This is a genomic window from Ruegeria sp. CH6 (genome assembly GCF_056537005.1).
This window is the reverse complement of the sequence record NZ_JBQFQS010000013.1, coordinates 36,276-63,118: the sequence shown is the minus strand read 5'-3', so window position 1 is coordinate 63,118 and position 26,843 is coordinate 36,276. Positions and strand designations below refer to the sequence as shown.

General features: G+C 54.1%; 27 protein-coding genes and 1 tRNA gene. 13 read left to right on the top strand and 15 right to left on the bottom strand.

What is annotated here, in order from left to right; translation table 11 throughout:
* The first annotated feature begins 10 nt into the window (after nt 1–10).
* Nucleotides 11–1,198, top strand: coding sequence for a formylglycine-generating enzyme family protein (locus ACR0CW_RS19470; RefSeq protein WP_480789054.1), 1,188 nt, complete (start codon nt 11–13; stop codon nt 1,196–1,198).
* Here ACR0CW_RS19470 and ACR0CW_RS19465 read toward each other — a convergent pair.
* On the bottom strand, nt 1,195–1,821 hold the full coding sequence (locus ACR0CW_RS19465; protein ID WP_480789053.1) for a tyrosine-type recombinase/integrase: 627 nt from the start codon (nt 1,819–1,821) through the stop codon (nt 1,195–1,197). The two genes, ACR0CW_RS19470 and ACR0CW_RS19465, sit on opposite strands and share 4 nt — an antisense overlap.
* A gap of 234 nt (nt 1,822–2,055) precedes the next feature.
* Here ACR0CW_RS19465 and ACR0CW_RS19460 point away from each other — a divergent pair, with 234 nt between their 5' ends.
* From ACR0CW_RS19460 to ACR0CW_RS19445, 4 genes are read left to right on the top strand one after another with little or no spacing between them, the layout of a single operon-like run.
* The gene (locus ACR0CW_RS19460) at nt 2,056–2,523 is read left to right on the top strand and encodes a hypothetical protein (protein ID WP_480789052.1); all 468 of its coding nucleotides are present in this window, start codon (nt 2,056–2,058) and stop codon (nt 2,521–2,523) included.
* 11 nt (nt 2,524–2,534) lie between these two features.
* Nucleotides 2,535–3,485: a DsbA family protein gene (locus ACR0CW_RS19455; RefSeq protein ID WP_480789051.1), complete on the top strand. Its 951-nt coding sequence runs from the start codon at nt 2,535–2,537 to the stop codon at nt 3,483–3,485.
* Nucleotides 3,486–3,514: 29 nt separating this feature from the next.
* Nucleotides 3,515–3,907, top strand: coding sequence for a hypothetical protein (locus ACR0CW_RS19450; protein WP_480789050.1), 393 nt, complete (start codon nt 3,515–3,517; stop codon nt 3,905–3,907).
* Nucleotides 3,907–4,131 (top strand): hypothetical protein, encoded by a 225-nt coding sequence (locus ACR0CW_RS19445; protein WP_480789049.1) that lies wholly within the window; start codon nt 3,907–3,909, stop codon nt 4,129–4,131. The genes ACR0CW_RS19450 and ACR0CW_RS19445 overlap by 1 nt, the downstream gene beginning before the upstream one ends.
* Nucleotides 4,132–4,215: 84 nt before the next feature.
* On the opposite strand, the gene ACR0CW_RS19440 is transcribed toward ACR0CW_RS19445, so the two are convergent.
* The 3 genes from ACR0CW_RS19440 to ACR0CW_RS19430 all read right to left on the bottom strand — a co-directional run bounded on the left by ACR0CW_RS19440 (nt 4,216) and on the right by ACR0CW_RS19430 (nt 8,257).
* A complete protein-coding gene (locus tag ACR0CW_RS19440; RefSeq protein ID WP_480789048.1) occupies nt 4,216–4,404 on the bottom strand; it encodes a hypothetical protein in 189 nt (62 codons plus the stop codon).
* 380 nt (nt 4,405–4,784) lie between these two features.
* Entirely contained in the window at nt 4,785–7,292 is a 2,508-nt protein-coding gene (locus ACR0CW_RS19435) for a S8 family peptidase (protein ID WP_480789047.1), read from the bottom strand.
* Between the two features lie 14 nt (nt 7,293–7,306).
* Nucleotides 7,307–8,257 carry an AAA family ATPase gene (locus tag ACR0CW_RS19430; protein WP_480789046.1) on the bottom strand — a complete coding sequence of 317 codons (951 nt, stop codon included), beginning with the start codon at nt 8,255–8,257 and terminating at the stop codon, nt 7,307–7,309.
* A gap of 347 nt (nt 8,258–8,604) precedes the next feature.
* On the opposite strand from ACR0CW_RS19430, the gene ACR0CW_RS19425 reads away from it, so the two are divergent.
* The 3 genes from ACR0CW_RS19425 (at nt 8,605) to ACR0CW_RS19415 (ending at nt 10,197) form a co-directional block, all read left to right on the top strand.
* On the top strand, nt 8,605–9,123 hold the full coding sequence (locus ACR0CW_RS19425; protein ID WP_480789045.1) for an antirestriction protein ArdA: 519 nt from the start codon (nt 8,605–8,607) through the stop codon (nt 9,121–9,123).
* 1 nt (nt 9,124) lies between these two features.
* Nucleotides 9,125–9,418, top strand: coding sequence for a hypothetical protein (locus ACR0CW_RS19420; RefSeq protein WP_480789044.1), 294 nt, complete (start codon nt 9,125–9,127; stop codon nt 9,416–9,418).
* A gap of 74 nt (nt 9,419–9,492) precedes the next feature.
* A complete protein-coding gene (locus tag ACR0CW_RS19415; protein WP_480789043.1) occupies nt 9,493–10,197 on the top strand; it encodes a hypothetical protein in 705 nt (234 codons plus the stop codon).
* Between the two features lie 48 nt (nt 10,198–10,245).
* Here ACR0CW_RS19415 and ACR0CW_RS19410 read toward each other — a convergent pair whose 3' ends face one another.
* The 7 genes from ACR0CW_RS19410 to ACR0CW_RS19380 form a co-directional block, all read right to left on the bottom strand.
* The gene (locus ACR0CW_RS19410) at nt 10,246–10,551 is read right to left on the bottom strand and encodes a hypothetical protein (RefSeq protein ID WP_480789042.1); all 306 of its coding nucleotides are present in this window, start codon (nt 10,549–10,551) and stop codon (nt 10,246–10,248) included.
* A complete protein-coding gene (locus ACR0CW_RS19405) occupies nt 10,541–11,743 on the bottom strand; it encodes a relaxase/mobilization nuclease domain-containing protein (protein WP_480789041.1) in 1,203 nt (400 codons plus the stop codon). Before ACR0CW_RS19405 ends, ACR0CW_RS19410 begins: the two co-directional genes overlap by 11 nt.
* A 50-nt stretch (nt 11,744–11,793) precedes the next feature.
* The gene (gene mobC / locus ACR0CW_RS19400) at nt 11,794–12,246 is read right to left on the bottom strand and encodes a plasmid mobilization relaxosome protein MobC (RefSeq protein WP_480789040.1); all 453 of its coding nucleotides are present in this window, start codon (nt 12,244–12,246) and stop codon (nt 11,794–11,796) included.
* Nucleotides 12,247–12,568: 322 nt separating this feature from the next.
* Nucleotides 12,569–14,191 carry a DUF4139 domain-containing protein gene (locus tag ACR0CW_RS19395; protein WP_480789039.1) on the bottom strand — a complete coding sequence of 541 codons (1,623 nt, stop codon included), beginning with the start codon at nt 14,189–14,191 and terminating at the stop codon, nt 12,569–12,571.
* Nucleotides 14,192–14,322: 131 nt separating this feature from the next.
* On the bottom strand, nt 14,323–15,345 hold the full coding sequence (locus tag ACR0CW_RS19390; RefSeq protein WP_480789038.1) for an aspartate-semialdehyde dehydrogenase: 1,023 nt from the start codon (nt 15,343–15,345) through the stop codon (nt 14,323–14,325).
* A gap of 103 nt (nt 15,346–15,448) precedes the next feature.
* Complete coding sequence (locus ACR0CW_RS19385) at nt 15,449–16,501, bottom strand: glycosyltransferase family 4 protein (RefSeq protein ID WP_480789037.1); 1,053 nt, start codon at nt 16,499–16,501, stop codon at nt 15,449–15,451.
* 3 nt (nt 16,502–16,504) lie between these two features.
* Nucleotides 16,505–17,677 (bottom strand): MFS transporter, encoded by a 1,173-nt coding sequence (locus ACR0CW_RS19380; protein WP_480789036.1) that lies wholly within the window; start codon nt 17,675–17,677, stop codon nt 16,505–16,507.
* 143 nt (nt 17,678–17,820) lie between these two features.
* Here ACR0CW_RS19380 and ACR0CW_RS19375 point away from each other — a divergent pair, with 143 nt between their 5' ends.
* Complete coding sequence (locus ACR0CW_RS19375; RefSeq protein WP_480789035.1) at nt 17,821–18,963, top strand: DUF3095 domain-containing protein; 1,143 nt, start codon at nt 17,821–17,823, stop codon at nt 18,961–18,963.
* Between the two features lie 4 nt (nt 18,964–18,967).
* Here ACR0CW_RS19375 and ACR0CW_RS19370 read toward each other — a convergent pair whose 3' ends face one another.
* Together ACR0CW_RS19370 and ACR0CW_RS19365 are read right to left on the bottom strand one after the other, a co-directional pair.
* Nucleotides 18,968–19,738: an HpcH/HpaI aldolase family protein gene (locus ACR0CW_RS19370; RefSeq protein WP_480789034.1), complete on the bottom strand. Its 771-nt coding sequence runs from the start codon at nt 19,736–19,738 to the stop codon at nt 18,968–18,970.
* 17 nt (nt 19,739–19,755) lie between these two features.
* The gene (locus tag ACR0CW_RS19365) at nt 19,756–21,171 is read right to left on the bottom strand and encodes a pyridoxal phosphate-dependent decarboxylase family protein (protein ID WP_480789033.1); all 1,416 of its coding nucleotides are present in this window, start codon (nt 21,169–21,171) and stop codon (nt 19,756–19,758) included.
* Nucleotides 21,172–21,419: 248 nt separating this feature from the next.
* On the opposite strand from ACR0CW_RS19365, the gene hpaR reads away from it, so the two are divergent.
* The 3 genes from hpaR to ACR0CW_RS19350 all read left to right on the top strand — a co-directional run bounded on the left by hpaR (nt 21,420) and on the right by ACR0CW_RS19350 (nt 24,369).
* A complete protein-coding gene (gene hpaR, locus ACR0CW_RS19360; protein ID WP_480744650.1) occupies nt 21,420–21,854 on the top strand; it encodes a homoprotocatechuate degradation operon regulator HpaR in 435 nt (144 codons plus the stop codon).
* Nucleotides 21,855–22,618: 764 nt separating this feature from the next.
* Nucleotides 22,619–23,317, top strand: coding sequence for a fumarylacetoacetate hydrolase family protein (locus ACR0CW_RS19355; RefSeq protein ID WP_480789032.1), 699 nt, complete (start codon nt 22,619–22,621; stop codon nt 23,315–23,317).
* A 131-nt stretch (nt 23,318–23,448) separates the two neighbouring features.
* The gene (locus tag ACR0CW_RS19350; protein ID WP_480789031.1) at nt 23,449–24,369 is read left to right on the top strand and encodes a helix-turn-helix transcriptional regulator; all 921 of its coding nucleotides are present in this window, start codon (nt 23,449–23,451) and stop codon (nt 24,367–24,369) included.
* Between the two features lie 3 nt (nt 24,370–24,372).
* On the opposite strand, the gene ACR0CW_RS19345 is transcribed toward ACR0CW_RS19350, so the two are convergent.
* Both ACR0CW_RS19345 and ACR0CW_RS19340 read right to left on the bottom strand, forming a co-directional pair.
* Nucleotides 24,373–25,587 (bottom strand): winged helix-turn-helix domain-containing protein, encoded by a 1,215-nt coding sequence (locus ACR0CW_RS19345; protein ID WP_480789030.1) that lies wholly within the window; start codon nt 25,585–25,587, stop codon nt 24,373–24,375.
* A gap of 4 nt (nt 25,588–25,591) precedes the next feature.
* A complete protein-coding gene (locus ACR0CW_RS19340; protein WP_480789029.1) occupies nt 25,592–26,617 on the bottom strand; it encodes a LacI family DNA-binding transcriptional regulator in 1,026 nt (341 codons plus the stop codon).
* 115 nt (nt 26,618–26,732) lie between these two features.
* On the opposite strand from ACR0CW_RS19340, the gene ACR0CW_RS19335 reads away from it, so the two are divergent.
* Nucleotides 26,733–26,809: transfer RNA gene (locus ACR0CW_RS19335), tRNA-Arg, on the top strand.
* Nucleotides 26,810–26,843 lie beyond the last annotated feature (34 nt).

Sequence of the window (26,843 nt, the reverse complement as noted above, 5' to 3'; positions counted from 1 at the left end):
GTTTTCTCGGATGGTGAAGCCTGAGCAGCAGAAAGCCATTGCTGTCCACCTGAATGCTGATTTACGAAGATTCGTTAGTGACTACCAGAGCGACAACGAAACGACGCTTTCCGAAAAACTCGAACGCTTCTTTACCGACGTTCAACGGCACAGTGGCATCTCACACTCCTTCAACTCGGATGATGCGCAGCTCGACCTCGTCAAGAATTGGCGCGGGGCCAAGAGTACAGCGCTGGCGGTCCCGACACTCTTTTACTTGCTGTCGCTTACTGAAGCTCGGGCACTGACAACGAGGCTCCTGGCTTCGGTCTTTTCAACTGAAGAGATCGAAGCAATCAACGCTTTGGGTCACACGTCCGACGACGGCATTCAGTCACCAAGAGATTTCGAGTTGATGCGTCGGACCAATTGGGGCTTCGAACCTGAAACTGTCTGGGTTCCTAGTGGTGCCTTTCTAATGGGAACCTATGATGAGTTTGATCGGGACAGTTTCGAAGGCCCGGATCACCGCGTCACCATCCACGATGGCTTCGGGATCGGTCGATATCCTGTCACGCGCGCGGAGTACCGCCACTTTGCGAAGACCCGATCAGGACAAAAAACGCCCGTTTCTTTCTGGAATGATGACCTGTTCTGGGAGAAGGGTGACGATCTGACTTGGGAAAGACCAGGGATTCCGCAAACCGATGACCATCCCGTTGTCGGCGTCAGCTATGAAGATGCCGAAGCCTATTGCCGATGGCTGTCACGGAACACAGGGCGACACTATCGGTTGCCATCCGAGTCTGAATGGGAATATTGCTGCCGCGCGGGGACGACAACGGCCTTCTGGTGGGGGGATGATATGATCCACGAGAATGCGCAGTTTCAGAAGTCGCGCGCGTATCAGCAGGAGCCCGTCTCTGACAGTTTCGAACAAGGCACAGCGCCAGTGATGAGCTTCAAGCCCAATCCCTGGGGGCTCTATCAGATGCACGGAAATGTCTGGGAATGGTGCGCCGACCCTTGGACTGACGACTATTTCTATGCACCCCCTCATGGCGGGGTCCGTCAGAAAGGCGACCATGGCCGAGCCATTATCCGGGGCGGATGCTGGTTGAGCATCCCAAGCAAGCTCAGGTCCGCCAAAAGAGACTGGGCGCTTCGAACCCATGCCTCAAACACAATCGGATTTCGTGTGGCCTGCGATCTTACCTAAAGTTCTACTTGCATGAACAGGGACGCCACCTCGTCGGACTGGATACAGAGATAGTCCAATGTTTGCTGCTGTCGGGCATGCCCATAGGCTTCCATCAAGAGTGGCAGCACCAGATGCGGCGGAGTCTGTGTGTTCCCGCGTAGCTGATGATAACCCCAAGTCTTGCGCAGGGTATGTGAACCGTAATTTCCCTGTAGGCCAGCTTCGCGGCACCAGCCTTTGACCATGTTGATGAAGGGCGAGACCGTAAGTGCTTTCCGCGTCCTTTGTGAGATGAACAACGGTTGGTCCGGCTCCGGTTTTGGATGCGCTGATAGCCAATCCTGAATCGCGGCAATCGCCACCCCGTTCAAGGTCGTCATGCGATAACGCCCATTTTTACTCTGCTTGAGATCGAGCGAGCTGCCCGGTTCCAGATGCGCGACTTGCCCAACTCTGATCGAGAGCAATTCATTCGCCCGGTAGGCGGTGTTGATCCCAAGCGTGAACAAACACAGGTCACGCGGATTTGTTTGCAGGTTGTCCTTGATGGTTTTGATCGCGGGCAATTTGCGGATCGGCTCCACCTTCGTGGTTGAGCCCTTCTTCGGATGGTTGGGATTTGGGAGTCTTCTCAAGGGCATAGGTCCAGATCAACCACGTGGAAGACCACAAGTCAACTTTTATCCATAAGTTGACATACGTGGATATGTAACGCGAAGTCAAGCGCTTGCGGGGCGGGAGAGTTCTCAGGAGAAGGTGCTTTGCGGCGCTGACAGCGGCCTAGCGGGATTACCCCAACTTCTGGATAGAAGTTGAGGTGAAATATGTTCAACGAACGCCCTGCGATACAGAAAGCCGCCATTGTAAGCGCCGCCATGGCTCTTCTCTACATTGCCGTGACGCTCATCATGGCGTCGTCGTGGAAGGGCTCGGTCGCCACGTATCTGGCCGGTGCATCGTCTGCAGATGGGAATAGCCTCAGCAACCCGGATGTGTTGCAGGGCATGCCGGACCTGCCATTTCTGCTCAGCATCCTGATGCGGCCTATTCCCATGGCAACAGGGGACGGCCTTACCAAGTCATGGCCGATCCTGTTGCAAGGCGGTTTCATCTTTGCCAGCCTCTTTGCATTTGTGCGCTGCCCGAGGATCAATGGGCCGCTCATTGTAACAGCCGCTTCATCCTTGGCGGTACTTTGGCTGATCCTGTTCCTGCTTTCGGGGAGGGTCGGCATCAGTATCGGTTTTACACTTCTCTACGGCGTCCCTCTAATCGGTCTTCTTGCGCTGGTCGGAACCTTTGTCCGGGAACGTATCCTTTCAAAACCAGATGCAGAGGACTGAAGGGGGTCGCCATGTCACGCCTGAACATCCGCATTCTCGTTAACGGCTTTACACTGACTTTGTTTTTTGCAGCGTTAGTCTTCTGGTCCCATCCATCAAGCGCCGATATGCCGCCCGTTGATGAGCGTCGGGATATCATTTTTGGTGAGCAAGACGCGCCAAATACACTGGTGATCTATCTTTCGCCCGGTTGCACCCACTGCCTCCGTCTCCAGCGACAGCTTATTTCCGATCTTGTGCGGAACCACGTTTTGAAAGGAGAGCTACGCCTCGTCTATCGCTTTCTGCCGCTTCTGATCAGTTTTAAGACAGAGGAGGATGTGACGGCAGATGAGCACGCCCGCGCCATGCTGACCAGCCGTCTTCTGGCGGGTGGTTTACGCTGCAGCTACGAATCCAATGGTGTAATTGCCTTTTTGGAAAGCCTTACCCATCTGGTCACTCTCCATGCCACGAGAGAGATGAGCAACGTCCAGCCGGATTTTAAATGGCCATACGGAAGCCCGGAAACCTCCACTGCGCTTTGGGAGCGATTCCTGGAAGGCAGCCCCATTGACTCAGACACCTACAATGCCTGCGTTTCCGGCGACGGTGCTGCGCGGATACTGTCCATCTTTGAGGAAAACAAGACCGGTTTTGAAAGTGCCGGATACACCGGTATTCCAGCGCTCTTTTTGAACGGAGAGCCGATCTCTTTGCGATCTGGACATGCCGCAGCGGCTCAATCTATCGCAAGCCAGATACCGTCTTCCGTCCCCGATGAAGATGCGGAGTTTCTTGCATGTAGAAAGGAGACGGCCAGCAGGCGGTTGGGCATCCCAATCGACGATATCGAGGGGCTGATTGCAGGGATCAATGACCGCACCGCCCGCACTGGGGCCTATCAGCGGCGTAGTGCGAATTTCTGGATTAACGTCTCCGACGTTTGGCAGCAGGCGTCTTGGAGTTGCGGACGATACTGAGGGAGATCACAAGTCTTGGGGAGATAGGTATGAGTAGCAGAAGCGATTGGGAATACCGCCTCTATTTCAACGAGTGGATGCGGCAAAGGAAGTTTGAGCAAGATCGGCAAGACGCCATTTGGCAGCGCGCGAAGGACTATCCGCCCCCATTCAAAGGTGGGCCGCCACAACGCAATGCACCGGCCTCGGGTCCCACGGATATCGTGTTCGGCTTTCTGCTCCTGGCGGGTTCCGGTTGGCTTGGTTTCAAGGTCTATCAGCAGACCGCCAGCGCTCTGTTTGCGCTTGGTGTATTTCTGGTCACAGTGTTCATCGCTGACGCCGCCTATCGATACACGCCGCTTGGCCCCATCATGCGCTGGCTCATCCGATTAGGCGGGGTGGGTGCGATTGTCTTGGCTGTGATTGGTAACGTTCTCTGATGCGCAAAAAGAAAGATAGCCTGAATCACCCACCCGTTAAACTCAACGCACGTGGTTATGTCACTGGACTCAAATCCCTTTCCAGAAACGCCGGATTGACATGGTTAGCTGTCAAAGAATTCAGCAAACAGGGACAGCTCAGACCCGGAAGCAACATGCTTCAAATGCTGCTGCAAAAACAACGTAAAGACCTCAACTGGCATGGTGCACGGAAGCGTTTATGAATACTTGAGAAATCGCCCGCGCCCGAATTCCGAGTTTGACATCAATGGCGAGGCGACAGACCCACGTCCTTCCTCCAATCGTCTCTATTCCGGCTTACGGTTCCATTCTTCACGAACCATCTCGGCACGACGTTCCAGCATGGCGTTGAGGAACTCGACAGCTACAGGATCAACCCAGAAGGTTTTGCCCTCTCGCCGCTCTAAACCGTCGGCGATGTAAGCTGCCTGCTTGCCAATACGCTCCAAGTCTCGAACAAGCTGTTGTGCGATCATGACAATCCCCTCACTCCCCATCGTAGCGACGAACGCAAGATGTGTGTTGTACTACAACACCATCTTGACAAGGGAGCCCGCTGCGCGCTCCCGTTGCATCCCTCCGGCAATGGCTTTTCAGGGTATCGAACCCGTTTCAAAGCCAGAAGACCGTATCGCCGGTCAATCACTCGCGGGAGACTTCGCTCTCCCTGCACCCATCGATCAAAGGGCGTTCCTGCCCGTTTGAAATCCTGACCAACCTTGCGCAGTTTGGATGCCGCCATGTCATGGAGACGATTTCATCGAGACCAAGGAGGGAGCATGTCATAGCTGCCCTTCCTTGGAACCTTCCCATTGATAAAGCCTGCCTCAGTTTGGATTCGCTACTTCGAAAGAACCTAAACCTGAACGGTTTGCGCCACCTCGACCGCAACGGGAGTGTACAAGTCGACTTCGGTTTCGGGAGTTCGAATAGCTACTATTAAACTGTACCGAGTTTTGGCGGCGCCTTTACCTAGGTATGGCCGTTCTTTCCACCAACCTGATCGAGGAAATATCCCAACAACCCCCGCTTCAGCAGCCTCAGCAGCGGTCATCTCTACCCAGTCTCGATGGATCGAACCACGAGTTCTTCCCTTCTGAACACCTATTTCCCAATCGACACCGGAGCCACCATATTCCGTATCATCATCGTCGCGGGCAGCTTTGTTCAACCTCGTAACAAACTCATCAAGGCTCTCAGTTGGCTTCTTGATGTTAAAATCCAGTCCGTGCGATCTGTATCTGTATTTGTCCCTCCAACCGATCTCGCCTGGCCCCGGCTCGATGAAATACGAAAGTGTGACGTCAATTGTCACCATAGTCTCAAGGGGAAGATCGTTCAGCGCTTGCTTCGGCCAGGGTAACGCATAGAAGTGCATGTCGTTGGCTTTATAGTCATTTTTTGCCTTTTCTCGAAATGGTTGGATTTCGCCTTGAACAATCATGGTCAAGCTATTTGTCGCTGATGACATTGCCCGCTGAATACTTGGCACACCATACCCGCAGGCGCGGAGCAGTCTTTCTCTGTTGGCCTTCACCGAGTTGTTGGGATCGGAGAATTGTTCCCAAAGTTGACTAGTCCAACGAGCAGAATGAACCATGAGCGCACGTATCGTTTCTGGCCAAGCATTCGGATACTGCGCATGGAGTCGAGCGGCCTGTTCTGTTGCAAGTGCTGCAGCCGCACTTGTGGCGTAGTTGCCCGTGAAAGTAGAAAGCTGAGGCTGATTATTTAACGATAGTAATGAGAGATCATCTAGTTGGGTGGTGAAGTTTGTACCATCCACTGCAGCATTTCCGCCCTCTAAGACGATGTCAGGTTTGTTGGGCCACTTGCTCTCCCACATCATCGAAGTCGTGCTATACGGCGAAAGCTGCCCGGCATTGGCTATCGGCACATATGTGTTCGCTAAACCCTCGTCGGCGATATGATCTTTAAAGGTTACTGCGCCCACCGTCAGCGCATTCCAGGCTTGGCCGGGGTCATGTATATCGGATGTTTCATTGGAAACCGGGTAGTTTGCCCAGTCTGATGAGTCCGTCACGTTCCCTGCTGAAAGAACAAAAAGGCGTCGTCTGCTTTCTTCGTCATCAACACCAGCAGCGAGCGCATCGATTGCTCCCGACCAAGAAGACGGTCGACCGAGGTCTCTGCCATCCGTACTCGTAATGGCCATACAGATTGCCCTAGTGTCGTCAGGGTTTTCAATTTCAGCTCGAGCAATTGCCTGATCGGTACGATAGCCGTTGAGGTCCTGATCCTCTTTGTAGCCAGACTTGGGTATTAGCTTCACGGACTCCAATTTGAATGGCAGAGCAATTGCGGTTTCGGTTTGCAGCCAGTGCCCAAGGTTCTCTCCAAAAGCTACATTCCCACACATGCTGGTTCCATGACCGTCGATATCCGAAGTGCCCCATTCAATGTCGACGGTATGGCAATTTGCATCAGATAAGATCGGAGCCAGTAGGGTATGGCCATTGTTGACCCCAGTATCGACAACACATGCTGATACATTTGTGCCTGCCTCTACTGTGAGCCTTCCTGCCAGATTTTGAGCCCATTCTGCCTGTCCGGCATTTTCCATGCCTATCCAGAAGTCAGCGGTTTCCTTTGCCCGACGGAACTCAGCCAAGTTGTCTACTGAGGCGATTAATTCTGTCAGCTGTTCTGAATTGGCCTCAACAAGCACGACAGCACGTTCTGGAAACGAGATGTGCCCCTCGCGTACAGGTATTTCCAGGGTGGCGCAGGCTTCTCGAAAGGCGTCAATCAAGACAGCATCGCCGTCCACTGAAGGCGTCCGAAGCCACACTTCGCAAGAAACACTAGCATCTGCTGTTGGGATGAGGCCAACGTCATCGTTCCAGAACGAGTGGAGAAGAGCCAGCCTAAGGCTCTCGACGCTCTCAACCAGATCTTTGTTTTTGGGTTTGTTTTTCGGGGTATTTTCGTCTCGGTACTTTTGAACCTTGTTTGCCAGAATCTTTTCTTTTCCATGCGGCACAAAAATCGTTGCTCTTTGGACTTGCCTCCCATCTGGCAATTGAGCTGTACGGACATTCAAAAGTCGTAGTCCCGATGCTCTTGCTTCGAGACTGGCAAATTTAAGTTCAAAATCCGGCGCACTCTCAAACTCAACGTAGGTCCCGGTTCGTGCCGGAAGTGCTACGGCTTTGCGTTGCTGCATTTGAGTCGAAGACTCAGCCCAAACCTTGTCTAGAGCACCGCTAATTCGGTCCGCATGTTGAACTCTATTCGGGCGGTTTGGTAACTGAAATTCGGAGCCACCTCCCGTTGGGTTTCTGTATTGCCTACTGTTTGGTTCACGATTGATGAACAGATGTGGAAATTCTAGATCGGCCATTATGACTTCTTAAATTATGAATATGCTGACTTACGTTCCGCCAGCATCTGCAATAATAATTTTTGGGTTACCGAAGACTTATCCATAAGGATAGCCTCCTTGACTGCATCGTCACAAGCCTGCGTCACTTCTGCATGGCTCAGACCCTGAGCCGCAGATACAACCGGCGTAATCTTAAATTTGCCAATAAAAGAACCTAGCCGATTGGAGATCAACGAAGAAATCTCAGCTTTGTCTGGCTTGGCATATCTAAGAATATCGTCAAATCTTCGAAACAGCGCTACATCGAGAGCATCTAAGTTGTTTGTAGCGGCAACAATTATGCTGTTTGAGTCATCAGCCTCGATAAACTGAAGAAGTGCATTCAATACACGGCGCATTTCGCCGACGTCACTATCTAGTCCGCGCTGAGCGCCAATCGCGTCAAATTCATCGAACAAGTAGACACCTGGGGATTTGCGAATAACCGCAAAAATCTGTCGAAGTTTTGCTCCGGTTTCCCCTAGATATTTGGTCATCAGGCGGTCGACCTGGACGACGTATAGAGGTAATCCGGTTTGCTTTGCGAGCACAGCAGCGGTCAGTGTTTTCCCTGTACCAGGCGGTCCAGACAGCAGCACTTTACGTCGGTTTTCCATCCCGTGCTTCTTGAGTTTCTCGGCTTGGTGATACTCTTTGACAATACGATCAATTCGAGCACGAAGTTCTATACTGACAACCAACGATGATGAGTCGACAGTCGACGAATGCTCCTGAAGAAGGTCTGCGAGGTCGCCGCTGATTGACACAACAGCAACTGGGCGCTTCTGCTTTTTGTCGATCAAAGATCGAATTTCGTTGGCAAGAGCGCCGTGCCCTTTTTTTGCTTCGTTAGCAGCGACTTGTAGCGCGACCGTCACGAACTGCTCATCATCTCGTTTGAGATAAGAGCTAATAAGAGCTTTAATCTGTTCCGCCTTGGCCATGCATTTATCTTGTATTTGTTGTTGGCTGAGCCACTATATATGCCTCTAGTGTAGCACAGCTTGTGAATCACGCACGCGGTTTTTTACGCTTCCAACTACCTATGAAATGACAGTGTCGCAAGAAGACCTCACCGTCGCACTTGCAACGGCGTAGAGGCTTAGGGCTTCGCCCTCAGCGCGCTTCAAGCAAAACAGATCGAAGAGAATCCTGCGTTGTCGGCTCCCCCTAAAGGTTGCCCCCAACAAAGCAAGATTCTTTCGCCGATTTTCCCTTCCGCTTGCACACCCACTGTTCGCCACGAGGCAAGGTTGCATGCGCAACCCACTCTCAACGGAAGGATAAGAAAATGAAACAATCACAAGGAGATATCGAGATATACGTTGCCTGTTTGGCAGCTTACAACAACGGCATTCTGCATGGGCGTTGGATCGATGCAGAGCAGGAGGTTGTCGAAATCTATGCGGACATCCGCGAGATGCTGGCGGTCTCGCCTATGACAGACGCCGAAGAGTGGGCAATCCACGACTACGAGGGGTTCGAGGGGGCTTCGATTTCTGAATACACTGGTATTGAGGAAGTCGCCGAACTGGCGGCTTTCATCAGCGAACATGGTGAAATCGGCGGTAAGCTGATCGGCTATTTTGGTGATTTGGGTGACGCCAAGAAGGCCATCGAAGAAACCTACGCAGGGGAGTATCGGTCACTTTCAGATTTTGCCGAAGAATTGACTGAAGAGGCCGGAGAGGTTCCCGAACGTCTGCGTTCCTACATCGATTATGAACGGATGGCGCGTGACTTGGAAATCGGTGACGTGTTCACCGTGGAGACGGGCTTCGAGCAAGTCCATGTGTTCTGGAGCCACTGACATGGGCATCCAGATAGAAACTATGATGTGGGAAGGTATTGAAATCCGACTGACTTACAAACCTCGTGAATTTGGCGGAACCATCGCTCATCTCGAAGTACAGACCATCAACCCGATGGGCGCGCCGCTTCCGTTCACCGATACCGGATATCGTTCTCACTTTCATCCTGTGGGGACGGTCGACGCAAATGAAGGCACTTTGGTCGAGCAGGTTACAGATTGGTTAAACGCTGACGCCAAATCCAAACAATGGCGAAGGTTCTTGATTGAGAGCTGCCAGCTTTCCCTTTTTTGACGGCTTGCGATTGAGGGCGTCTCTGGTAAGCTGAGCGATCTAAAAATAACAATATATTGAGGCACTTAAGATACATGATCTCTGACAGATTTGAAGATTTTGCTCAATCACTGCGGGTCTTTATCGAGCAAAAAATCCGATACCAAGAACTATTCATGGTCGACGCTGACGAGGCGGTCGGAAATGTGGAACTTGCTTGCAAGAGTGTCTTGGACACCTTTGCCAGCCTTTATGATGCTGCCCGCGCTGAGCCTCAAGTCGACTTCGATTTCTACGGGAGTCCCCTGTGTTGCGCAGTTCTGGCGTACAGAAATGCAAAGCACCATAACAAAGCAAACGGCATCCGGAGCGCACACAAACACGCGAGGCAAAACGAGCGCCAAGATTACCTTTGCGTCGGTTTTCCTGCTGGCGAAGGGGAGGAAGGTGGCAGCTTCATTGACCACTATGCCTCATGGTCAGATTTCAGCATGCTGCTCAACATGCCCGCGAAAGAGAGCCGTCTTCGTGCTGGATCGCGAGAACTGATACGCGACCGCATTCATGCCAGTGAGTTTGAGGATTTCGCCGCGCAAAACGACGCCCCACTTTCAACTGTGTTTATCAACATGATCCCGATTATCATTGGCGCAGGTAGTGAGTTCATTGGGGCACTCAGGCCTTTTATCGATCAGCAGTCGATTGAGACTGAAGCCGCCGTTTTTAATTTTGAGAACGTATCTCAAGCAGATTTCGCCAACCCGGAGTACATTGAGCTTCCCAGCACGTTGTTCGGCTAACAATAGCTACTGGTTTCGAAGCTGCGCCCGCGCGCGATCTAGGCGATTTCAGAGGCAATCCAACTCGCGAGCGCAGCTCCGACAAAACTCAATCATCTCCGCTTCATGTGCCTCCATATCGACACTATAAAAGCGGCCAGAGTCCCCATGGGTGGCAAGGATCATGTCTGCGGTCATAGCGTCGTTGTGGTTGGCATTTGACGCACTGTAGTCCAGCGCGCCTGCTCGGATGGTACGCACAATTTCCATCTGCCGCAGCCGCGCAGTGCCTCGAATGTCTTGTTCAAGCGACAAGGCTTCGTTGACCAGAGCGTTCAGCTCTTCCCAACTTAGTTTCGGGCGATCATCGCTCATGCTGTGGGCCGTCCCTGGATACGCCGTTTCGGACAGATCGAAGGGCCTCAAAACGCGCCCGATCTTCGACTAACTCCTCACGCTGCGAGACCGTGACCCTTCGTTCAGCGTAATGCTCTTGTTGGAGTGCGCGCCGCTCAGAAAGATGTTCAAAGACCACATTGTCAGTAAGTTCGCGGTCTCGCATATGAGCCTGCCAAGCCTCCCGTTCATTTTCTTCGCGAATACGGCTGTGTTCACCTCGCACTCGATCCCAGAGCCCTTGCAGACCTGTTCGAAAGCGCGCCTGTCTGTCTCTGGCTTCATTGATGCGGCGTTTTTCCAGCTTGGTTTTCAGGCGTTCGCGTTCGGCACGTTGCCGTTCAACCAACTTTTTGCGCTGACGCGCCTGCTTTTCTTCGAGCCTTTGGTTTCTGGCATTTAATTCGTCCTGCCAGCGAGAAAGCGTGGGTTGCATTGTCTCGGCGATTTGCGCTTTAGCTTCTTCAACCGAGCGCAGTTCCTTTACGTCGCCAAGCTTTTCCCTGACCTGCCTTGCCTTCAGGCCCGTCCACTTGGGCACAGCATAAACTTCGCCTTGGACGTCAACGGCGACAAAGCGTCCGCGATCACCCCGCGCGAGAACATAGCCTTTCTCCTCCATTGCGTGTGCAAATGCCTCTTTGCCGTCAGAGACCGACCACGCCTCCTGAAAAGTGCGCTTGATATCCCGCGCATCTTTTCCTGCGCGTTTGGCTTGCTGCCATTCATCCAGTGTAAAGTTGCGAGGATCACGATTGCGCTTGTCCAGATATCCATTTGGCAATCGCCAGCCATGCTCAAGGAAGATGTCCTTCGACACGTCATTGAGGCGTTGCTTGTAGAATGGGAGGTTTATGGCTTTCATTTCCAGCACATCAATGCGCGACCAGACTACGTGCGCGTGTCGCCGCCCTTGTTTTTCATGAAAGACAATCGCCCGAGCCTGATCTTGAAGTCCGAGTGATTGTTCTGCGCGCTCAATCGCAGCCTCGAAGTGGTGAATCGAAACGCTCTCTGTCTCAGGCGGATTAATGCTAAGGGAGAAAAGATACTGCTGACATCTTGTACCTTTGGAAATCGCGTCGGCCTCCTGAAACGCGCCGTGCAAGTTGTTTGCGGTGAAGCCGCGCAGATCATGAATTTCGACATGATCGTTGTCTCGGTCATTCATCAAGTGCACCGCGAGCTTCGAACCGTTGCCGCGGGCGCTGCCGACCATGATCATGAGCGGGCCTCTGTGTCGTAGCCGAGCGCTCTCATCAACTCCATTCGGATCGCCAACACCGCAGCACAGGTTGCCATCAGTTCGTCTTCGACCTCTGGCGACAGGGGAAGCGCACCCATATTTGCGGCCTTGGCAAGTTGATTGAGGTTGTTTGCCAAACGAAGATTGCCGAGGAGACCGAGCGCTTGCGCCAAAGCGGCATGATCTCTAACCGGTGCGGTCCCGCGCGTTCTGCGTGGTGAGAGATCACTATCGAAGAGCTTGTTTTTGATAAATGGACCGAGCGGCATACCAGCAGCAGCGTGTTCCAGCTTTGCACGCTCATCCTTGGTCAGACGCAAGGAGAATGGTGGCGGGGTTTTCTTTCGACCGGGCCGCAACCTTTTCGGAGGGTTTGAAGGGCGGGCATCGGGTGTCGAAGTGGGAAAGGACTGTTGGAGATGGCTCATGGTTCCATCTCCGGCAAGTCGACCTGATAAATCGGACCTGGAGCATCGTTTGCTGAGCAATCCTCATTGTCATATTTCTGAGTATCCAGAAGATGCAATTGAGCGTGAAGGTCCGGCTCAGCCGCAATTTTCTGCGCCATAAGCTCCAGTTCTTCCAGAAATTCCGGTTCTAGGTTACTCCTCTCAGGTGCACCAAATCTTCTGGAAAATATGGTTGTGAACGCTCGGGCAAAAAGCCTGATGAATCATGTCTGATGCGTGAAGACTCATTCCAACAAGTCTGAAAGAAGAGGGACCGGGAAACGATCCCTCGTCATCAGGCTCAGTCCAGCGCCATATCTTCCGGCCAGCTAAGCTCAAGATCCAGTTTGATAATCTCGGTCTGGCCGGGTTTCATCCGAGTTTCCCAGGCCAAGATGCCCCGCTCGTCGCCGACGTTTTCCTCATTCGGGTGTGGTTCCGCAGTCCACACGATCTGCAGATCGTCCTGTTCTGAGTAAGGCATCCGGTCGATGATCCGTATAGGCCAGGTTTGATCTGTCCGGTTGGCAATGCGAATTTCTGCCGTTTCAACCCGCTGGTTCGAGCGTGAAATTATACCGGCATCACCGCTGCTGCGGTCCAAAACAATGCTGGAAACGGATAGGCCAAAGATAGGTCCAAATCCCATTTCGACTTCTTCCCGCGGCCCGATCTTCGTGGAATCGCCGACTGCGACCAGAATGTCATCGACGAACCATTTTGCCAGTTCGGAGGGCAAGAGGTTTTGATCCAGAGGATTTGTAAAGCGCACCGTGCGGAACGCGACGTCGTCTTTCAATGGCACTGCCAGTGCAAAGACCTCAGCAGGCTGACTAAATTGATCGATTGAGACTTCGGTATAATCCGATCCGGCAGAGACCGAAATTGGCGTCGGAACGGTATAGGTGACCCCTGTCCCCTCGACTGACGCGGTTTGGAGCGTATAGGCACCCATAGTTTCTTCAACGACAACAGGCGCTTCCACCGCGGGTTCTTCAAGACTGTTGTAGGTGTCGGCTATCTCGCTGATGGTTCTCAGCCTCGGATATAACCGAGATGCGGAATTCTGACTTGTCGGTGCAAGGGTCGATACATTCATCGTTATGTCATGCCAGCTTTCACCGGTGTGCTGAGAAACCAGAACGCTGTGGCTGATTTGAACCTGCGGATCGGCTCCGGTTTTCAGGTGAAACTCATAACTGGGCATCCATTCTGCCGCGTATGCATCAAGGTATGAAACTGTCAGATTGCCTGCTGTCGCGACTTCAGCGCTCACATCCACAGCGACGAACAGGTGGCCTTCGATATCAGGTATCAACGCATCACGTTTGTCTTTCGCGATTTCGAGTTCCTTGTGAAGCTGATCTAGCTTTGCTTCGATCTTGCGGGCTTCCAGTTCCGAACTGTGGGCAGTTTGTTGAGCTCGCAGGGTTTCATCGCCGATCATGCGGGCAAGATCGCGCAATTCGTCAGGTCCTGAACCTGCCAATCCTTCGTTGTGGCCAAGACTGCCTAAGAAGCCGATTGTCTGCTGCGCAGCCTCGGCAATCAGCCGGGCGGACCGTGCCTCATATTCAACAGTTGCAATTTGTTCTTCGACAGCTTTTACTTTGTCTTCGGCTTGTCGAAATGCTTCATTTTCATGATCATACCTGGATACGTCGTCGACCCGCCGTATAAGGGACGACTGGCTTAGCCCATCTGCCATTACCTGTAATGTAGTGAACTGCGTACCGGGATCACCTGCGGGTATTCCCGGCAGGATCAGGCGATGATTTCCGGCAGGAACATTGAATGTACCGGACCGGATAATCTCTGCACCTGCGGGATATATCGTTGCTTCGGTTACCTTGGTTTCGATCGTGAAAGTTTCAGCAAAGGCCAAAGCTGGCGCAAAAGCCAGAAAGGAAATCAGAGCTTTCATAATGTCTCGCTTGAATGCGGTTTTGAGATGTCCTGAACGTTGCAGGTCACCGCCGCGATAGCAAGACAGCTCAAAAGCAAAGGGCCGCTTCCTTCGAAACGGCCCTTGTCGAATTCTGTCACTTGAAAGGCTTAGCCCTTCTTCAGAACCTCACGGCCCAACAGTTCGGCAATCTGCACAGCGTTCAGAGCAGCACCTTTGCGCAGGTTGTCCGAAACGCACCAAAGGTTGATGCCATTCTCAACTGTCGAATCCTGACGGATGCGGCTGATGAAGGTGGCGAAATCACCTGCGCATTCGATTGGTGAGACGTATCCACCCGGTTCACGCTTGTCGATTACCATGATGCCAGGTGCTTCGCGCAGGATATCGCGGGCTTCGTCTTCGTCGAGGAACTCTTCGAACTCGATGTTCACGGCCTCGGAGTGGCCAACGAATACCGGAACGCGAACACAGGTTGCGGTGACCTTGATCGACGGATCGACGATCTTTTTGGTTTCCACAACCATCTTCCACTCTTCCTTGGTCGAGCCGTCTTCCATGAAGACGTCGATCTGCGGAATCACGTTGAAAGCGATCTGCTTCTGGAACTTCTTCGGCTCAACCTCGGTCGTCGGGTTGTAGATGGCCTTGGTCTGATCCCAAAGCTCATCCATGCCTTCCTTACCGGCACCCGACACCGATTGATACGTCGAGACAACCACGCGCTTAATGCGTGCACGGTCATGCAGCGGCTTCAGCGCGACGACCATCTGCGCGGTCGAGCAGTTGGGGTTGGCGATGATATTCTTGTTTTTATAGTCGTGGATCGCCTCGGGGTTACATTCCGGCACGATCAGCGGAATCTCCGGATCATAGCGATACAGCGACGAGTTATCGATCACCACGCAGCCAGCCGCCGCCGCCTTGGGGGCGTATACCTTGGTTGCCTCGGAACCCACGGCAAACAGCGCCATGTCCCAGCCGGTGAAATCGAAAGTATCCAGGTCCTTGGTCGTGAGTGTCGTGTCGCCAAAGCTAACCTCGGTGCCCAGCGAACGACGGCTTGCCAGTGCAGCAAGTTCATCGACGGGGAACTGGCGTTCCGCCAGAATGTTCAGCATTTCGCGGCCCACATTTCCTGTGGCGCCGACGACTACGACGCGATAGCCCATTTTTAGTCTCCTGAATAAAGGACGCGCGTTCATAGCCGCGTTGCAGAAAAGAAAAAAGAGCTTTCGAAGATGAATTGACCGAATGACGTCGAATTGAGGCGGTTCAGTCGTTCAGAAGACGCTCATACAGTGCCACCAGCGTCTTTGCCTCGCTGTTGATGTCGAAATTCTGTTCGACATGGGCGCGGGCCGCGAGGCCTGACCGAGACAGGGAATCACGGTCTTCCAGCATCTCAGCCGCCGCACCCACAAGGGCAGGGATATCATCCGGTGCAACGACGCGGCCAAGTGACGGGTCGGTGACGATTTCGGAAAACGCACCCACATCGGTTGCCACAACCGGAACGCCGCAGGCCATCGCCTCAAGCGGGGTGAGACCGAAGCCTTCCCAGCGTTGCGGTGCAATGAACAGGTCCAGCACCTGATACCATTCGGCGATCTGGTCGACGGTCACTTCGGGCATAAACAGGATGCGGTCGGACAAGCCAGCGGCGGCGACTTTTGCTTTCAGATCGCTCAGGAAAACGGTGTGATGCTCAGTGGCCCGCCCCATGACGATGCCGGAAACATCATCGAAACGACCACACAGCTCAATCATCGCATCGACAAATGCATCGGTGCCTTTCTGGTGGCGGATACGGCCATAGCAGCCTAGCAACAGACCGTCTGGCAGGCCAAGTTTTTGTCGCAGCGCCGCCTTGTCATCGGGTGGGGTGAAGTCCTGCAGGTTGATGCCATGCATGATCACCTGAGATTCACGTTCCAGATATCCGGCTGTTTTGCGCGACGTCGAAACAACCGCATCCATTTTGCCGATCAGCCATTTGGTATAGCCGGTATGGGCACGTTGAGAGGCGCTGGTGAACAACAGTTTGAGCTTCAGACGAAAGAGACTACGCAGGATCAGGCCCAACAACATCTCTGTATTCCGCCGCGCGTGCCAGACACGCAATCTGCGGCGTGAGAGAAACGGCAGGCGGCCCAAAGGAATATGCGGAATATCCTCGGGCAATCCGGGACCGGTGGCGGCGATGTCGATCCATTGTACCTGCAACGGGACCAACCGTGCGATGGTTGCCGTAACGCCAGACAGCCTGCGTTTCAGATTTGGGGCAATGACGACAGGGTCTTTCACTTGGATCTCCCGACGGGTCATGTCTCAGTCCATACTGTCCCGGCTGAACAGGTAGATGACGCAACCGATGGCAACAGTGATGGCAAAAAAGCCGAATATCGCTGTGTAGGGTGCCGTTGGTCCCATGTCCACAGTTGCAGCATGGATGCGACCGGTTGCGAACTGCGCCAGTCCAACACCGCCGACACCGAACAGATTCAGTAAGGTTACGCCCCGGCCAACCAGATGTGGCGGGATGAATGCGCGCCCATGCGCCATGATGACCGGGAATGCCGCACCCGAGAATCCGATTAACGCCATCAAGAGGACCGAGAGCCAGACGGAATCGTCTATCCACAGACACAGCAACAAAAGGAACAGGCTGCTTATCAGGTTGCCACCCAAAATCACCCATTTTCGTGTTCCCAGCAGGCGATCCAGCGGGCCATAGGCGAAGGTGCCTGCGATCATCGCGGCCCCCATGATCAGGGTTGCCTGACCCACCTGCGTGATACTCAGACCAAATATATCCAGCAGATAGGGCCCCGCCCACAGTCCGCGCAACGCTCCGGATGGGGCATAAGCCACCAACATCAGCGGCAGGATTGTCCACAGTGCCGGTTCCTTGAGCAGATCAATCAGGGAGCCTTTGTGCTCGGTCTCTACACGCTTGGGATCATTCACAGTGAACCAGATCCCGGCGGCAACACCGGCCGAGATGATTGCCAATCCTGCCAGCGTCGCGCGCCACCCGACCCATTCGACCGCCAGCGCGGTTGGATAAGAGGCCACGAGGTTCCCAACCGAACCAACACCCAGCATGACAGCTGCAAGGGTCGCAAATTTAGCCGGGGGAAACTCTCGGGCAAAGATGAAATATGACGCCATCAGCACCGGCGAACACCCGATTCCGATCAATGCCATGGCAAGGGCCACGTGAAGCGGTGTGGTGGCCACCGCGAACAATACCGCGCCGCCAGCCCCGCCGATCATCAGCAGGATCGCTGCGGTGCGCCGCGGTCCGACCTGATCTAATGCCCAGCCCACGGGGATCTGCATAGCGGCAAAGACCAGGAACCAAAGGCCGGAGGCAAAGGCCAGATCTTCGGGTGTAGCGCCGATATCGCGCCCCAGATCAGCGGTCAGAACCGCAAGAAACGCGCGAAAAAACTGACTGAGGACATAGGCCAGACACAAGATCACCAAGCCTGCCTGCATGTTCGCTATCCTCGCCTCAAAACCTTGAGCGGATGCTTGGCATGTCTCTGTCCCGTGCACAAGCGCGTGTGCTATGTTGCAGAGGGCGGACAACGATCACGATTGAGCTATTTTCGCCTGAAAGCAAAGATTTGGGAGGGATGATGACAACCGCTGGCGCTGCGTTTTATGACACCGTCCCGATCTCGCATGAGTTTTTGAATCTGACAGAACCCTCCCGGTTCACCCCGGTGCCTGACAACTGGATCGTTGGTGTGGCGGATATTGTGGATTCTACCGGTGAGATTGCGCGAGGGCGCTACAAGACGGTGAACATGGTCGGGGCTGCGGTGATTTCGGCCATGATCAATGCGCTGGGCGGGCAGGTCTTTCCATATGTGTTTGGTGGTGATGGCGCGGCTTTTGCCATATCCGGGACAGATGCCACTAAAGCCCGTTCAGCTCTTTCTGCCTTGCGCAGTTGGGCCGCATCCGAGTTTTCCATCTCTCTGCGCGCTGCATTGGTTCCGATTTCAGATATTCGTGCCTCAAATCGTGATCTTCGCGTCGCACGCTATGCCCCGTCCAGCGGAGTGGACTATGCCATGTTCACTGGTGGTGGCCTTGCCTGGGCCGAGGCACAGATGAAAGCCGGAGAGTATCTGGTGCAGCCAGCGGACCCCGATGCGCAGCCTGATCTGACGGGGCTTTCGTGTCGTTGGTCTAACAGCCCCGCGCGACATGGTCAGATTGTCTCTCTGGTTATCCAGCCAACAACAAATGCCACCGAACAGGACTTTGCCGATCTGGCCCAATCGGTCCTCTCAGCGTCCGAAGCGTTGGACCGCGCTGGTCATCCGGTTCCGGTAAACGGCCCCCCTATTAACTGGCCACCCCCGGGCCTGACACTGGATGCGCATGTATCCCGCGAGGGACGGAATTTGACTCTACAAAAGGCCAAATTGCTGATTCAGAATCTGCTGATCTGGCTTTTGTTCAAATCGGGCAAACGGCTGGGAAACTTTGAACCTGAGCACTACAAGCATATGGTCAGCCGCAATGCGGATTACCGTAAGTTTGATGACGGATTGAAAATGACGCTGGATTGCGATCAGACGACCCTGTCCCACATCACACAAACGCTGAACGACGCCCAATCACGTGGAAAGGTCCGATTTGGATTGCACACTCAGCAAGAGGCGATGATGACCTGTTTTGTCCCCTCGGCTACACGCGACGATCATGTGCATTTCGTAGACGGGGCCTCGGGTGGGTATGCCCGCGCTGCTGCGGCAATGCGGGCATAAGGGTTCATTTCGCCTTCCACTCCTCGGCTAATGCGCGCGCGCTTTGGGCCAGCAACATTACGTCGATGCCAACGGCCAGGAATTGCGCGCCCATATCCAGATAGGCCTGCGTGGCCTCTTCCTTGGTGCCCAGAATGCCGGGCGCTTTGCCGGCAGCCCTGATCCGGGCCAAAGCGTCTGAGATCACCTCTCGCACCTCAGGTGCGGCGCTGTTGCCCTGATATCCCATATCGGTGGACAAGTCCGCGGGGCCAATGAACACACCATCAATCCCCTCGACCTGCAGGATTTCATCCAATGCAGCCATACCAGCGCGGTTTTCGACCTGAACCAGCAGGCAAATCTCCTGATCCGCAGTTTGGATATAGTCGCTGGCTGTTCCATACATTGTGGCACGTGATGCGGTTGCGCCAACCCCGCGAACGCCTTCGGGCGGATAACGGCAGGCCCGCACCAGTTCCCGTGCCTGCTCGGCACTTTCGACGATAGGCACCAGTACGGTCTGAGCGCCCGCATCCAGAACCATCTTGATCATCCAAGTTTCGCCAACGGGCACCCGGACAACCGGATGCGACGGGCTGTTCGACAAAGCCAGTAACTGGTCCCGGATCGAGCGGATGTCATTCGGGGCGTGTTCACCATCGATCACCAGCCAGTCGAAACCGGCCGTTCCCATGATCTCGGCAGTGACAGATTCCGCAAAACTCATCCAGCAGCCAATCTGCCTTACGCCGTTGGTTAGAGCCTGTTTGAAAGTGTTCTTTGGAGCAGGCATTCTGTCACCTCTCTGGTTCAGGGGGTCAGTTCACGGGCGATTTCAGTGATTACGTCAAACGCCATTTTGACGTCGTCCTCGGTTGTTTCAAATTGTCCGGCCTGAAAACGTATGACCAGATCGCCGTCCACGCGCGTCTGTGTCAGATAGATGCGGCCGTCATCATTGATGGCATTCACCAGCCGCAAATTCAGATCGTCGAGGTCAGAAGCTTCGGTCGGAACATACCGAAATGTCCACAAAGACCACATCGGCGGCGTAACGATTTCAAAGTCAGGCTCAGCCGCCAGGCGATCGTGCAGGTCAACCGACCAATTGACGTGATTGCGCAGTCGCTCCCTGAGCCCTTCCAAACCATAGGCGCGGATGACGAACCACAATTTCAGCGCCCGGAACCTGCGGCCCAGTGGGACTGACCATTCCGAATAGTTGATGATGCCGTCTTTACCGTGGGTCTTCAGGTATTCAGGGCTGATCGCCAGAGTCTGCACCAGATCGTCAGGGTTTTTGAGGAAATGCGCACAGCAGTCGAACTGAACACCCAGCCACTTGTGCGGGTTGAACACGATACTGTCGGCCTGATCGATTCCGGGCCAGTAGTGACGATAATCCGGACAGATCATCGCCGACCCGGCCCAGGCGGCATCGACATGGGTGTAGAGCTCGTATTTCTGCGCAATCTCCAGACAGCGATCGACCGGATCTGTCGCACCGGTTCCGGTGCCACCTACACAAAGGATTACGCCTGCGGGTTGTAAACCGGCCTCCAAATCTGCCTGAATCGCAGTTTCCAGAGCCTCTGAATCCATACCCCGCCAATCGCCTTTGATCGGTATGCGTACCAAATTGTCCTGACCGATACCGGCAACCCAGATTGCACGGTCGATCGACGTATGAACCTCGGACGAACAATAAATGCGCAGTGGTTTCTGTCCGAACAGCCCCTGTTGGTTGCCCTGCCAATTCAAGGCCTTTTCCCGCATCGTCAGAACAGCCGCCAACGTTGCCGAAGAGGCAGAGTCCTGAATCACTCCGGCGAAGCCTTCTGGCAGGTCCAGTGCCTGACGCAGCCAGTCCATCATCCGGGTTTCCATCTCGGTCGCTGCCGGAGAGGTTTGCCACAACATGCATTGCGGTGCGATCGCGCTGGCCAAAAACTCTGCCAGAACCGATGGCGCCGAGGCATTCGAGTTGAAATAGGCGAAGAACCTTGGGTGCTGCCAGTGTGTGATGCCGGGCATCACGATCTGCTCGAAGTCCTGAAAGATGTCTTCCATCATCTCAGGATCTTCGGGCGGCGAAACGGGTAGGGCGTTCAGTATGTCACCGGGTTCTGTCCGTGCACGAACAGGCTTGTCCCCGACGGTCTGATGATAAGCCTGCGTCCAGTCCGAGACTTTTTTGCCCCAATCTGAAAATTCATCCCAGTTCATCTTAGCCCCCATTTTGTCCGGCAGCTTGCCGAACGCGCGTTGTCATAATCTGTGTGTCAGTGATGGTCATTGGATTACAATGGTCAACGCTATTTGGCAATTAATTAACACGTTAATTTAATTGTTGCAGTAAAGATCACACAAACATCGCGCAAAAAAGAGTCTAACAATGGAAGATTTCGGAGACTTCAAATCACGTAGAACTTTTGACCTGTTGCGACAACGCAGGAATTCGGCAAAGATTTCACATGACTGATGACATTCCGCTGACATCCCGTTCGCTTCCGATTGCATTGTTAAGGGCACGTGAGAAACTCATGGGACCAATCCGCCAGATTCTGGCGGATGCAGGCGTAACCGAGCAGCAATGGCGCGTGCTACGTGTTCTTGACGAAGAAGGACCTCAGGAACCGACCCGGATTGCCAATCGGGCCTGTTTGCTGCTGCCAAGCCTCACACGTATTTTGCAGAAGCTTGAGGAAAAAGGTCTGATTGCTCGACGCCCAGATCCGCGGGATGGGCGAAGACAGATTGTCGAGATTACGCGGGAGGGGCTGCAGATAATCAAAGACAACCTACCCGCCAGCCTTGAAGCCACCGAGAGCATTCGTTCGCGTTTTGGTGCGGACAAACACGAAAAGCTGTTGGATTTGCTGAACGAATTGCACGAGCTGGACGATTGAAGCACGCGCCTTCTGGTGGATACCCGTCCAAAAACGGTGACCCCGCCGGAGAAAAAGGGGGGTATCTCCGACGGGGATGGCCAGACCCGGACTGATTTATGTGCCTGGCCTGCGACCGGTTGCGCCATGTGTTATCCGACGATCCGGCCCAAGCTTCGGAGTGTTGGTTGGACTGAAAATACAATCCTGCCTGGCCAAACCGTCCAGGGGGGCGGATTGTCTGGCCGGGATCTCCGAAACGTTAACTGTCAGTTGCCGACTGTCCCAACAGCCTGCAAGAGGTGCCCTCGAGTCACTATGGTGATTTATTGGTTGCCGCACTTTCTGCTCTGGCGAGGCGTGGGTGGTGACTAACGAATGATTACTTTTCACTCTCGTCCGAACAGCATTGATGCTGATCCGGTGCATTGCACTTTCAGGTTGATAACTAGGACGATCACCACATTTTCCAAGTTCCGATTTCGTGAGGGTGCAGAAATCGTTCTCACAGCCGAAAACTGCAGGAAATTTCGATAATCCGACCATGAAAGGCGCCCTCTCAGGAGTTTGGATAAGATTTTTAGCCGTGAGTCGTTCGCCATAAAGGCGGATCAGACACGCACTTGGAATGACTCAGTAAGCAGCCGAGATAATTGAGCAGGTTCGTGCCGAAACAATTTTCAGTTGTTGGCAGAAAACAGCGTGTATGAATGGCAAAAGTAACGGCTTGCCCACAGGGTCTACCCTCCTAAGATGCGCCGGAACGCATTACCTGAGGACTTGTCATGTCGGATAACCTGTTTTCTCTTCCTGAACCTATTGGAATCCCTGTTCAGGGCGAGACGGGAACCTATCCGGTTGGTCGTATATTCTGTGTTGGTCGCAACTATGCGGCGCATGCCGCGGAAATGGGAAATGAAGTCGACCGCGAGGCACCGTTCTACTTTACCAAAACACCCGAAAATGCAGTTTTGACGGGTGTGAGCGTTCCGTATCCGCCAGGAACCGAAAACTATCATCACGAGATGGAACTGGCTCTTGCGATCGGAAAACCTGTATTTCGGGCCACGTCGGCCGAAGCGTGGGATGCGGTTTACGCCTATGGATGCGCATTGGATATGACCCGTCGCGACTTGCAGATACGAGAGCGCAACAAGCAGAGACCATGGGATTTGGGTAAGGATGTCGAGAATGGAGCGGTATTTGCACCGCTGACCAAGGCAACGGACTGGGCACCTGATAGTCACAAGCGCATTCACCTGAATGTAAACGGGGAAATCAGACAAGATGCGACTCTTGACGAGCTAATCTGGAAAATCGATGAGATTGTCAGCCACCTGTCCGGGTTCTATCACCTACGCCCCGGAGATTTGATCATGACCGGAACACCCGCTGGCGTTGGTCCAGTCGTCGCCGGGGACAAGATTACAGGCAGTATCGATGGGCTGGCGCCGATTGAGCTGGAGCTGACAGCAGCAGAATAGACACTAAACAAGGGAATTCTTATTGAATTTCAGGAGCGAGGCGACGCCATTTTTGCCATGCGCAAACAGCGTTGCCCGGTTTCATCGGCTGTTGTAAATTGTGCACTATTTCGCACGAACAACCAGATGGCATGACCGACTCTCAAAGAATACCCGAAGGGGATGCATCGACGGAAAAGGCCGCGCTTGACGGCTCATCACAGGATCTGAGCCGCCTTGTTGGTGCCCGTGTACGCAAGGCCCGCCAGATTCGAAGCATCTCACGGCGAATTCTATCCGAAATGTCAGGTGTTTCGCCCAGATACCTTGCCCAGCTTGAGGCAGGTGAAGGAAATATCTCGATCGGTTTGCTGCAAAGGGTTGCCAATGCGCTGGATCACCGGATTGAGTGGCTGATCAGCGATGACGACCCGTGGGAGTCAGATACGCTGCGTGTGGCAGATATGTTCCGTTCGGCCAGTGATGAGGTCAAGGAATCTGTCCTGCGTGTACTTCGCCCTTATCCGGTCACCGGACCGCGCGCTGCACGTATCTGCATGGTTGGTCTCAGAGGGGCAGGTAAATCCACACTGGGTGCATTGCTGGGAAAGGAACTTGGGCTGCCCTTTGTGGAATTGACGCGCATGATCGAAGACAAGGCGGGAATGCCTCTGTCTGAAATCATGGCGTTCTATGGTCAGGAAGGCTATCGGCAACTGGAAGCACAGGCTTTGGATCGTGTGATCGCCAGTCATGACCGGTTGGTTCTGGCTGTAGCAGGTGGCATCGTCGCCGAGCCTACGACTTATGACACGCTGCTCAACCGGTTTCACACAGTGTGGCTACGAGCGTCTCCGCAAGAGCATATGGACCGCGTTCGCGCGCAGGGGGATGAACGTCCAATGGCCGGAAATCCGGAGGCGATGGAGCAGCTCAAGTGCATCCTGGCCAGCCGCGAAGCCCTTTATGGGCGTGCCATGGCTGAACTCGATACCTCGGGGCAAACAGAAGAAACATCTCTTCAGCAGTTGCGCGAACTGGTCGAAACACAAGGATTCCTGGCAGAAAACTAGACCCTATTTTGGGTCTTTCAGCCAATCCCGGGCGAATACGACCTGATCCAGTTCGGTAAATCTGCGAACGCGGTCAAGTTCTGCTTCTAATCTGCGCGTGCGCGCGCCGGACCATTTAACCGATCGCTCGGGCCAGAGCGCTTTGATGCGCAGTTCCCTGCAATCACGATGTGCCTTCATATCGATCCGGCCCACCAACCGGTCGCCTTCCAACAGTGGAAACACATAGTATCCATAGGTCCGCTTTGGTTCCGGAACAAATACCTCAATCCGATAATGGAATCCGAACAGCCGCTCTGCCCGTTGCCGATCTCGCAGCATGGGATCAAACGGGCTCAGCACTCTCATCCGACCCGGTGCGGTGGGCACGGTATCGGCTTGTTCCAATAGACCCGGCCGCGCCAGAACTTTGCGCAGGCGCCCATCTGCGCATTCGACGCAGATTTCTTCCAACACACCCTTTGTTAGAGCCTGATTGCACCAGTCCTTAGCCTCCGCTGCGCTGACCGTGTCCCAGAACGCCGCCAGTTCACCCGACGTGGCAAATCCCAGCCGGTCAAGCGCCGCATTACACAACCAATCCACGGTTTCACTGGCGTCGCAGGATGTATTGCCGGGACACAAATGGGTTTCAATAACGCGTTCGGTCAGATCATAGCGTTTCTGAAAGCCTTCGCGCCCAATCACGGTCAACGCACCGGATCTCCATAGATATTCCAACGCGGTTTTTGAGGGGTGCCAGTCCCACCAACCGCCTGATCCCTTCTTTTCGTCTTTACCAACGTCCGAAGAGCCAACAGGACCATGATCCCGGATATGTTGCAGTACGGTTTCGAATTGTTGCTCAAATCCATCCCTGCGCCAGTTTTTCCAACGAGATTTCAGCAAGTCCGCATCGCGCTGAAAGCGCAAATGCCAGTGCTGATAAAAATCCATCGGAATAACAGCTGCGTCGTGAGTCCAATGTTCGAACAAGGCCTGATCCCGCTCATACAACCGCTTGAGATTGCGTGAACGATAGGTCGGCCTGCGCGAAAACAGGATCATGTCATGCGCACGGGCAACGGTATTGATGCTGTCCAGCTGAACGAACCCAAGCCTGCGGATCAGGTCAAGAAGGTCGGCGCCTTTGGCATTACCGGCCGGCGGTTCAGCCAGAGCGTGGCGATCCATGAAGATGGCGCGCGCCGATCTGTTGTCCAGTTGTGGAAGGGTCACAAACTCAGCGCCGTTTCAGCGTATCGCCATAGCTGATCTTGGGGGTCAGCGTGACACGCGTTTCGATCTCTTCTGCGGGATTCTGCAGCTGCTCCGCGATAATCTCGGCCGCCTTACGGCCGATCTCAAGACGGCAGGCATCCATCGTGGCCAGCTTACGCGGCAATCCTTGCAGCAGTTCCACGTTGTTAAAGCCAGCAAGGCCGATCTGACCGGGCACGTCGATGCTCTGATCCAACAAGTACAACAGCCCACCCGCGCCGATCATGTCGTTGGAGTAATAGAGAAAATCCAGATCGGGAGAGCGATCCAACATCGCTTTGGTCATTTCCCGCCCTTTGGCCAGCGCCGAACCCCCGGAATAAAACTCCCGGTCTTCGATTTCGATGCCTTGCTTGCCCAGAACTTCGGTGAAGCCTTCGAACCGTTTCCGGGCGCGATGGTCCAGCGGCATCTTTGTACCCATGAAACCAATATGCTGATATCCGGCTTTCAGGATCGCCTGCGCCATCTCGCGCCCGGCGCGGCGGTGCGAGATGCCAACCATCGCATCCACAGGCTTACCATCGGTATCCATGATCTCGACCACCGGGATGCCGGCCGAATCCAGCATGGCTCGGGCGGCGTCGGTATGTTCGAGCCCCGCGATGATCACACCAGACGGACGCCACGAGAGCATCTCGTACAGCACCTTTTCTTCTTTCTCGGGAAGATAGTCCGTGACACCGACCACAGGCTGCAATTCGGTATCTTCAAGCACCTGATTGATGCCGGTCAGCACTTCGGGAAAGACCATGTTCGACAGCGACGGGATGATTACTGCCACAAGGTTTACCCGGCTCGAGGCCAATGCGCCTGCGATCTTGTTGGGCACATATCCCAGCTCTTTGGCGGCAGCCAGAACGCGGGTGCGGGTGGCGTCAGAGACGTCGCCACGATTGCGCAAAACCCGGCTGACCGTCATTTCGGATACCCCTGACGCTTCCGAGACATCACGAAGGGTTAGCGGGCGTTTTGTTTCTGTGGTCACCGGGGATACCTGCGTCGTTGTTTTGTCCGATGGTAGCGTGAACAGGGCAAACTGTTCAACTGTTGTGCAAAGGCGATGACAAGGTCAAAAAAGCCGGATACAGAAGGCGAAGCGCGGCTCCGTGGCTCAACTGGATAGAGCAGCCCCCTCCTAAGGGGCAGGTTGCAGGTTCGAATCCTGCCGGGGTCGCCAAAACCACCTGAAAAATATGGCTTATTTACAGGAC

Coding starts and splice junctions, on each gene's coding strand:
- ACR0CW_RS19470 (WP_480789054.1), top strand. CDS start 11: ATGGTGAAGCCTGAGCAGCAGAAAGCCATTGCTGTCCACCTGAATGCT.
- ACR0CW_RS19465 (WP_480789053.1), bottom strand. CDS start 1,821: ATGCCCTTGAGAAGACTCCCAAATCCCAACCATCCGAAGAAGGGCTCA.
- ACR0CW_RS19460 (WP_480789052.1), top strand. CDS start 2,056: ATGGCTCTTCTCTACATTGCCGTGACGCTCATCATGGCGTCGTCGTGG.
- ACR0CW_RS19455 (WP_480789051.1), top strand. CDS start 2,535: ATGTCACGCCTGAACATCCGCATTCTCGTTAACGGCTTTACACTGACT.
- ACR0CW_RS19450 (WP_480789050.1), top strand. CDS start 3,515: ATGAGTAGCAGAAGCGATTGGGAATACCGCCTCTATTTCAACGAGTGG.
- ACR0CW_RS19445 (WP_480789049.1), top strand. CDS start 3,907: ATGCGCAAAAAGAAAGATAGCCTGAATCACCCACCCGTTAAACTCAAC.
- ACR0CW_RS19440 (WP_480789048.1), bottom strand. CDS start 4,404: ATGATCGCACAACAGCTTGTTCGAGACTTGGAGCGTATTGGCAAGCAG.
- ACR0CW_RS19435 (WP_480789047.1), bottom strand. CDS start 7,292: ATGGCCGATCTAGAATTTCCACATCTGTTCATCAATCGTGAACCAAAC.
- ACR0CW_RS19430 (WP_480789046.1), bottom strand. CDS start 8,257: ATGGCCAAGGCGGAACAGATTAAAGCTCTTATTAGCTCTTATCTCAAA.
- ACR0CW_RS19425 (WP_480789045.1), top strand. CDS start 8,605: ATGAAACAATCACAAGGAGATATCGAGATATACGTTGCCTGTTTGGCA.
- ACR0CW_RS19420 (WP_480789044.1), top strand. CDS start 9,125: ATGGGCATCCAGATAGAAACTATGATGTGGGAAGGTATTGAAATCCGA.
- ACR0CW_RS19415 (WP_480789043.1), top strand. CDS start 9,493: ATGATCTCTGACAGATTTGAAGATTTTGCTCAATCACTGCGGGTCTTT.
- ACR0CW_RS19410 (WP_480789042.1), bottom strand. CDS start 10,551: ATGAGCGATGATCGCCCGAAACTAAGTTGGGAAGAGCTGAACGCTCTG.
- ACR0CW_RS19405 (WP_480789041.1), bottom strand. CDS start 11,743: ATGAATGACCGAGACAACGATCATGTCGAAATTCATGATCTGCGCGGC.
- mobC (WP_480789040.1), bottom strand. CDS start 12,246: ATGAGCCATCTCCAACAGTCCTTTCCCACTTCGACACCCGATGCCCGC.
- ACR0CW_RS19395 (WP_480789039.1), bottom strand. CDS start 14,191: ATGAAAGCTCTGATTTCCTTTCTGGCTTTTGCGCCAGCTTTGGCCTTT.
- ACR0CW_RS19390 (WP_480789038.1), bottom strand. CDS start 15,345: ATGGGCTATCGCGTCGTAGTCGTCGGCGCCACAGGAAATGTGGGCCGC.
- ACR0CW_RS19385 (WP_480789037.1), bottom strand. CDS start 16,501: ATGACCCGTCGGGAGATCCAAGTGAAAGACCCTGTCGTCATTGCCCCA.
- ACR0CW_RS19380 (WP_480789036.1), bottom strand. CDS start 17,677: ATGCAGGCAGGCTTGGTGATCTTGTGTCTGGCCTATGTCCTCAGTCAG.
- ACR0CW_RS19375 (WP_480789035.1), top strand. CDS start 17,821: ATGACAACCGCTGGCGCTGCGTTTTATGACACCGTCCCGATCTCGCAT.
- ACR0CW_RS19370 (WP_480789034.1), bottom strand. CDS start 19,738: ATGCCTGCTCCAAAGAACACTTTCAAACAGGCTCTAACCAACGGCGTA.
- ACR0CW_RS19365 (WP_480789033.1), bottom strand. CDS start 21,171: ATGAACTGGGATGAATTTTCAGATTGGGGCAAAAAAGTCTCGGACTGG.
- hpaR (WP_480744650.1), top strand. CDS start 21,420: ATGACTGATGACATTCCGCTGACATCCCGTTCGCTTCCGATTGCATTG.
- ACR0CW_RS19355 (WP_480789032.1), top strand. CDS start 22,619: ATGTCGGATAACCTGTTTTCTCTTCCTGAACCTATTGGAATCCCTGTT.
- ACR0CW_RS19350 (WP_480789031.1), top strand. CDS start 23,449: ATGACCGACTCTCAAAGAATACCCGAAGGGGATGCATCGACGGAAAAG.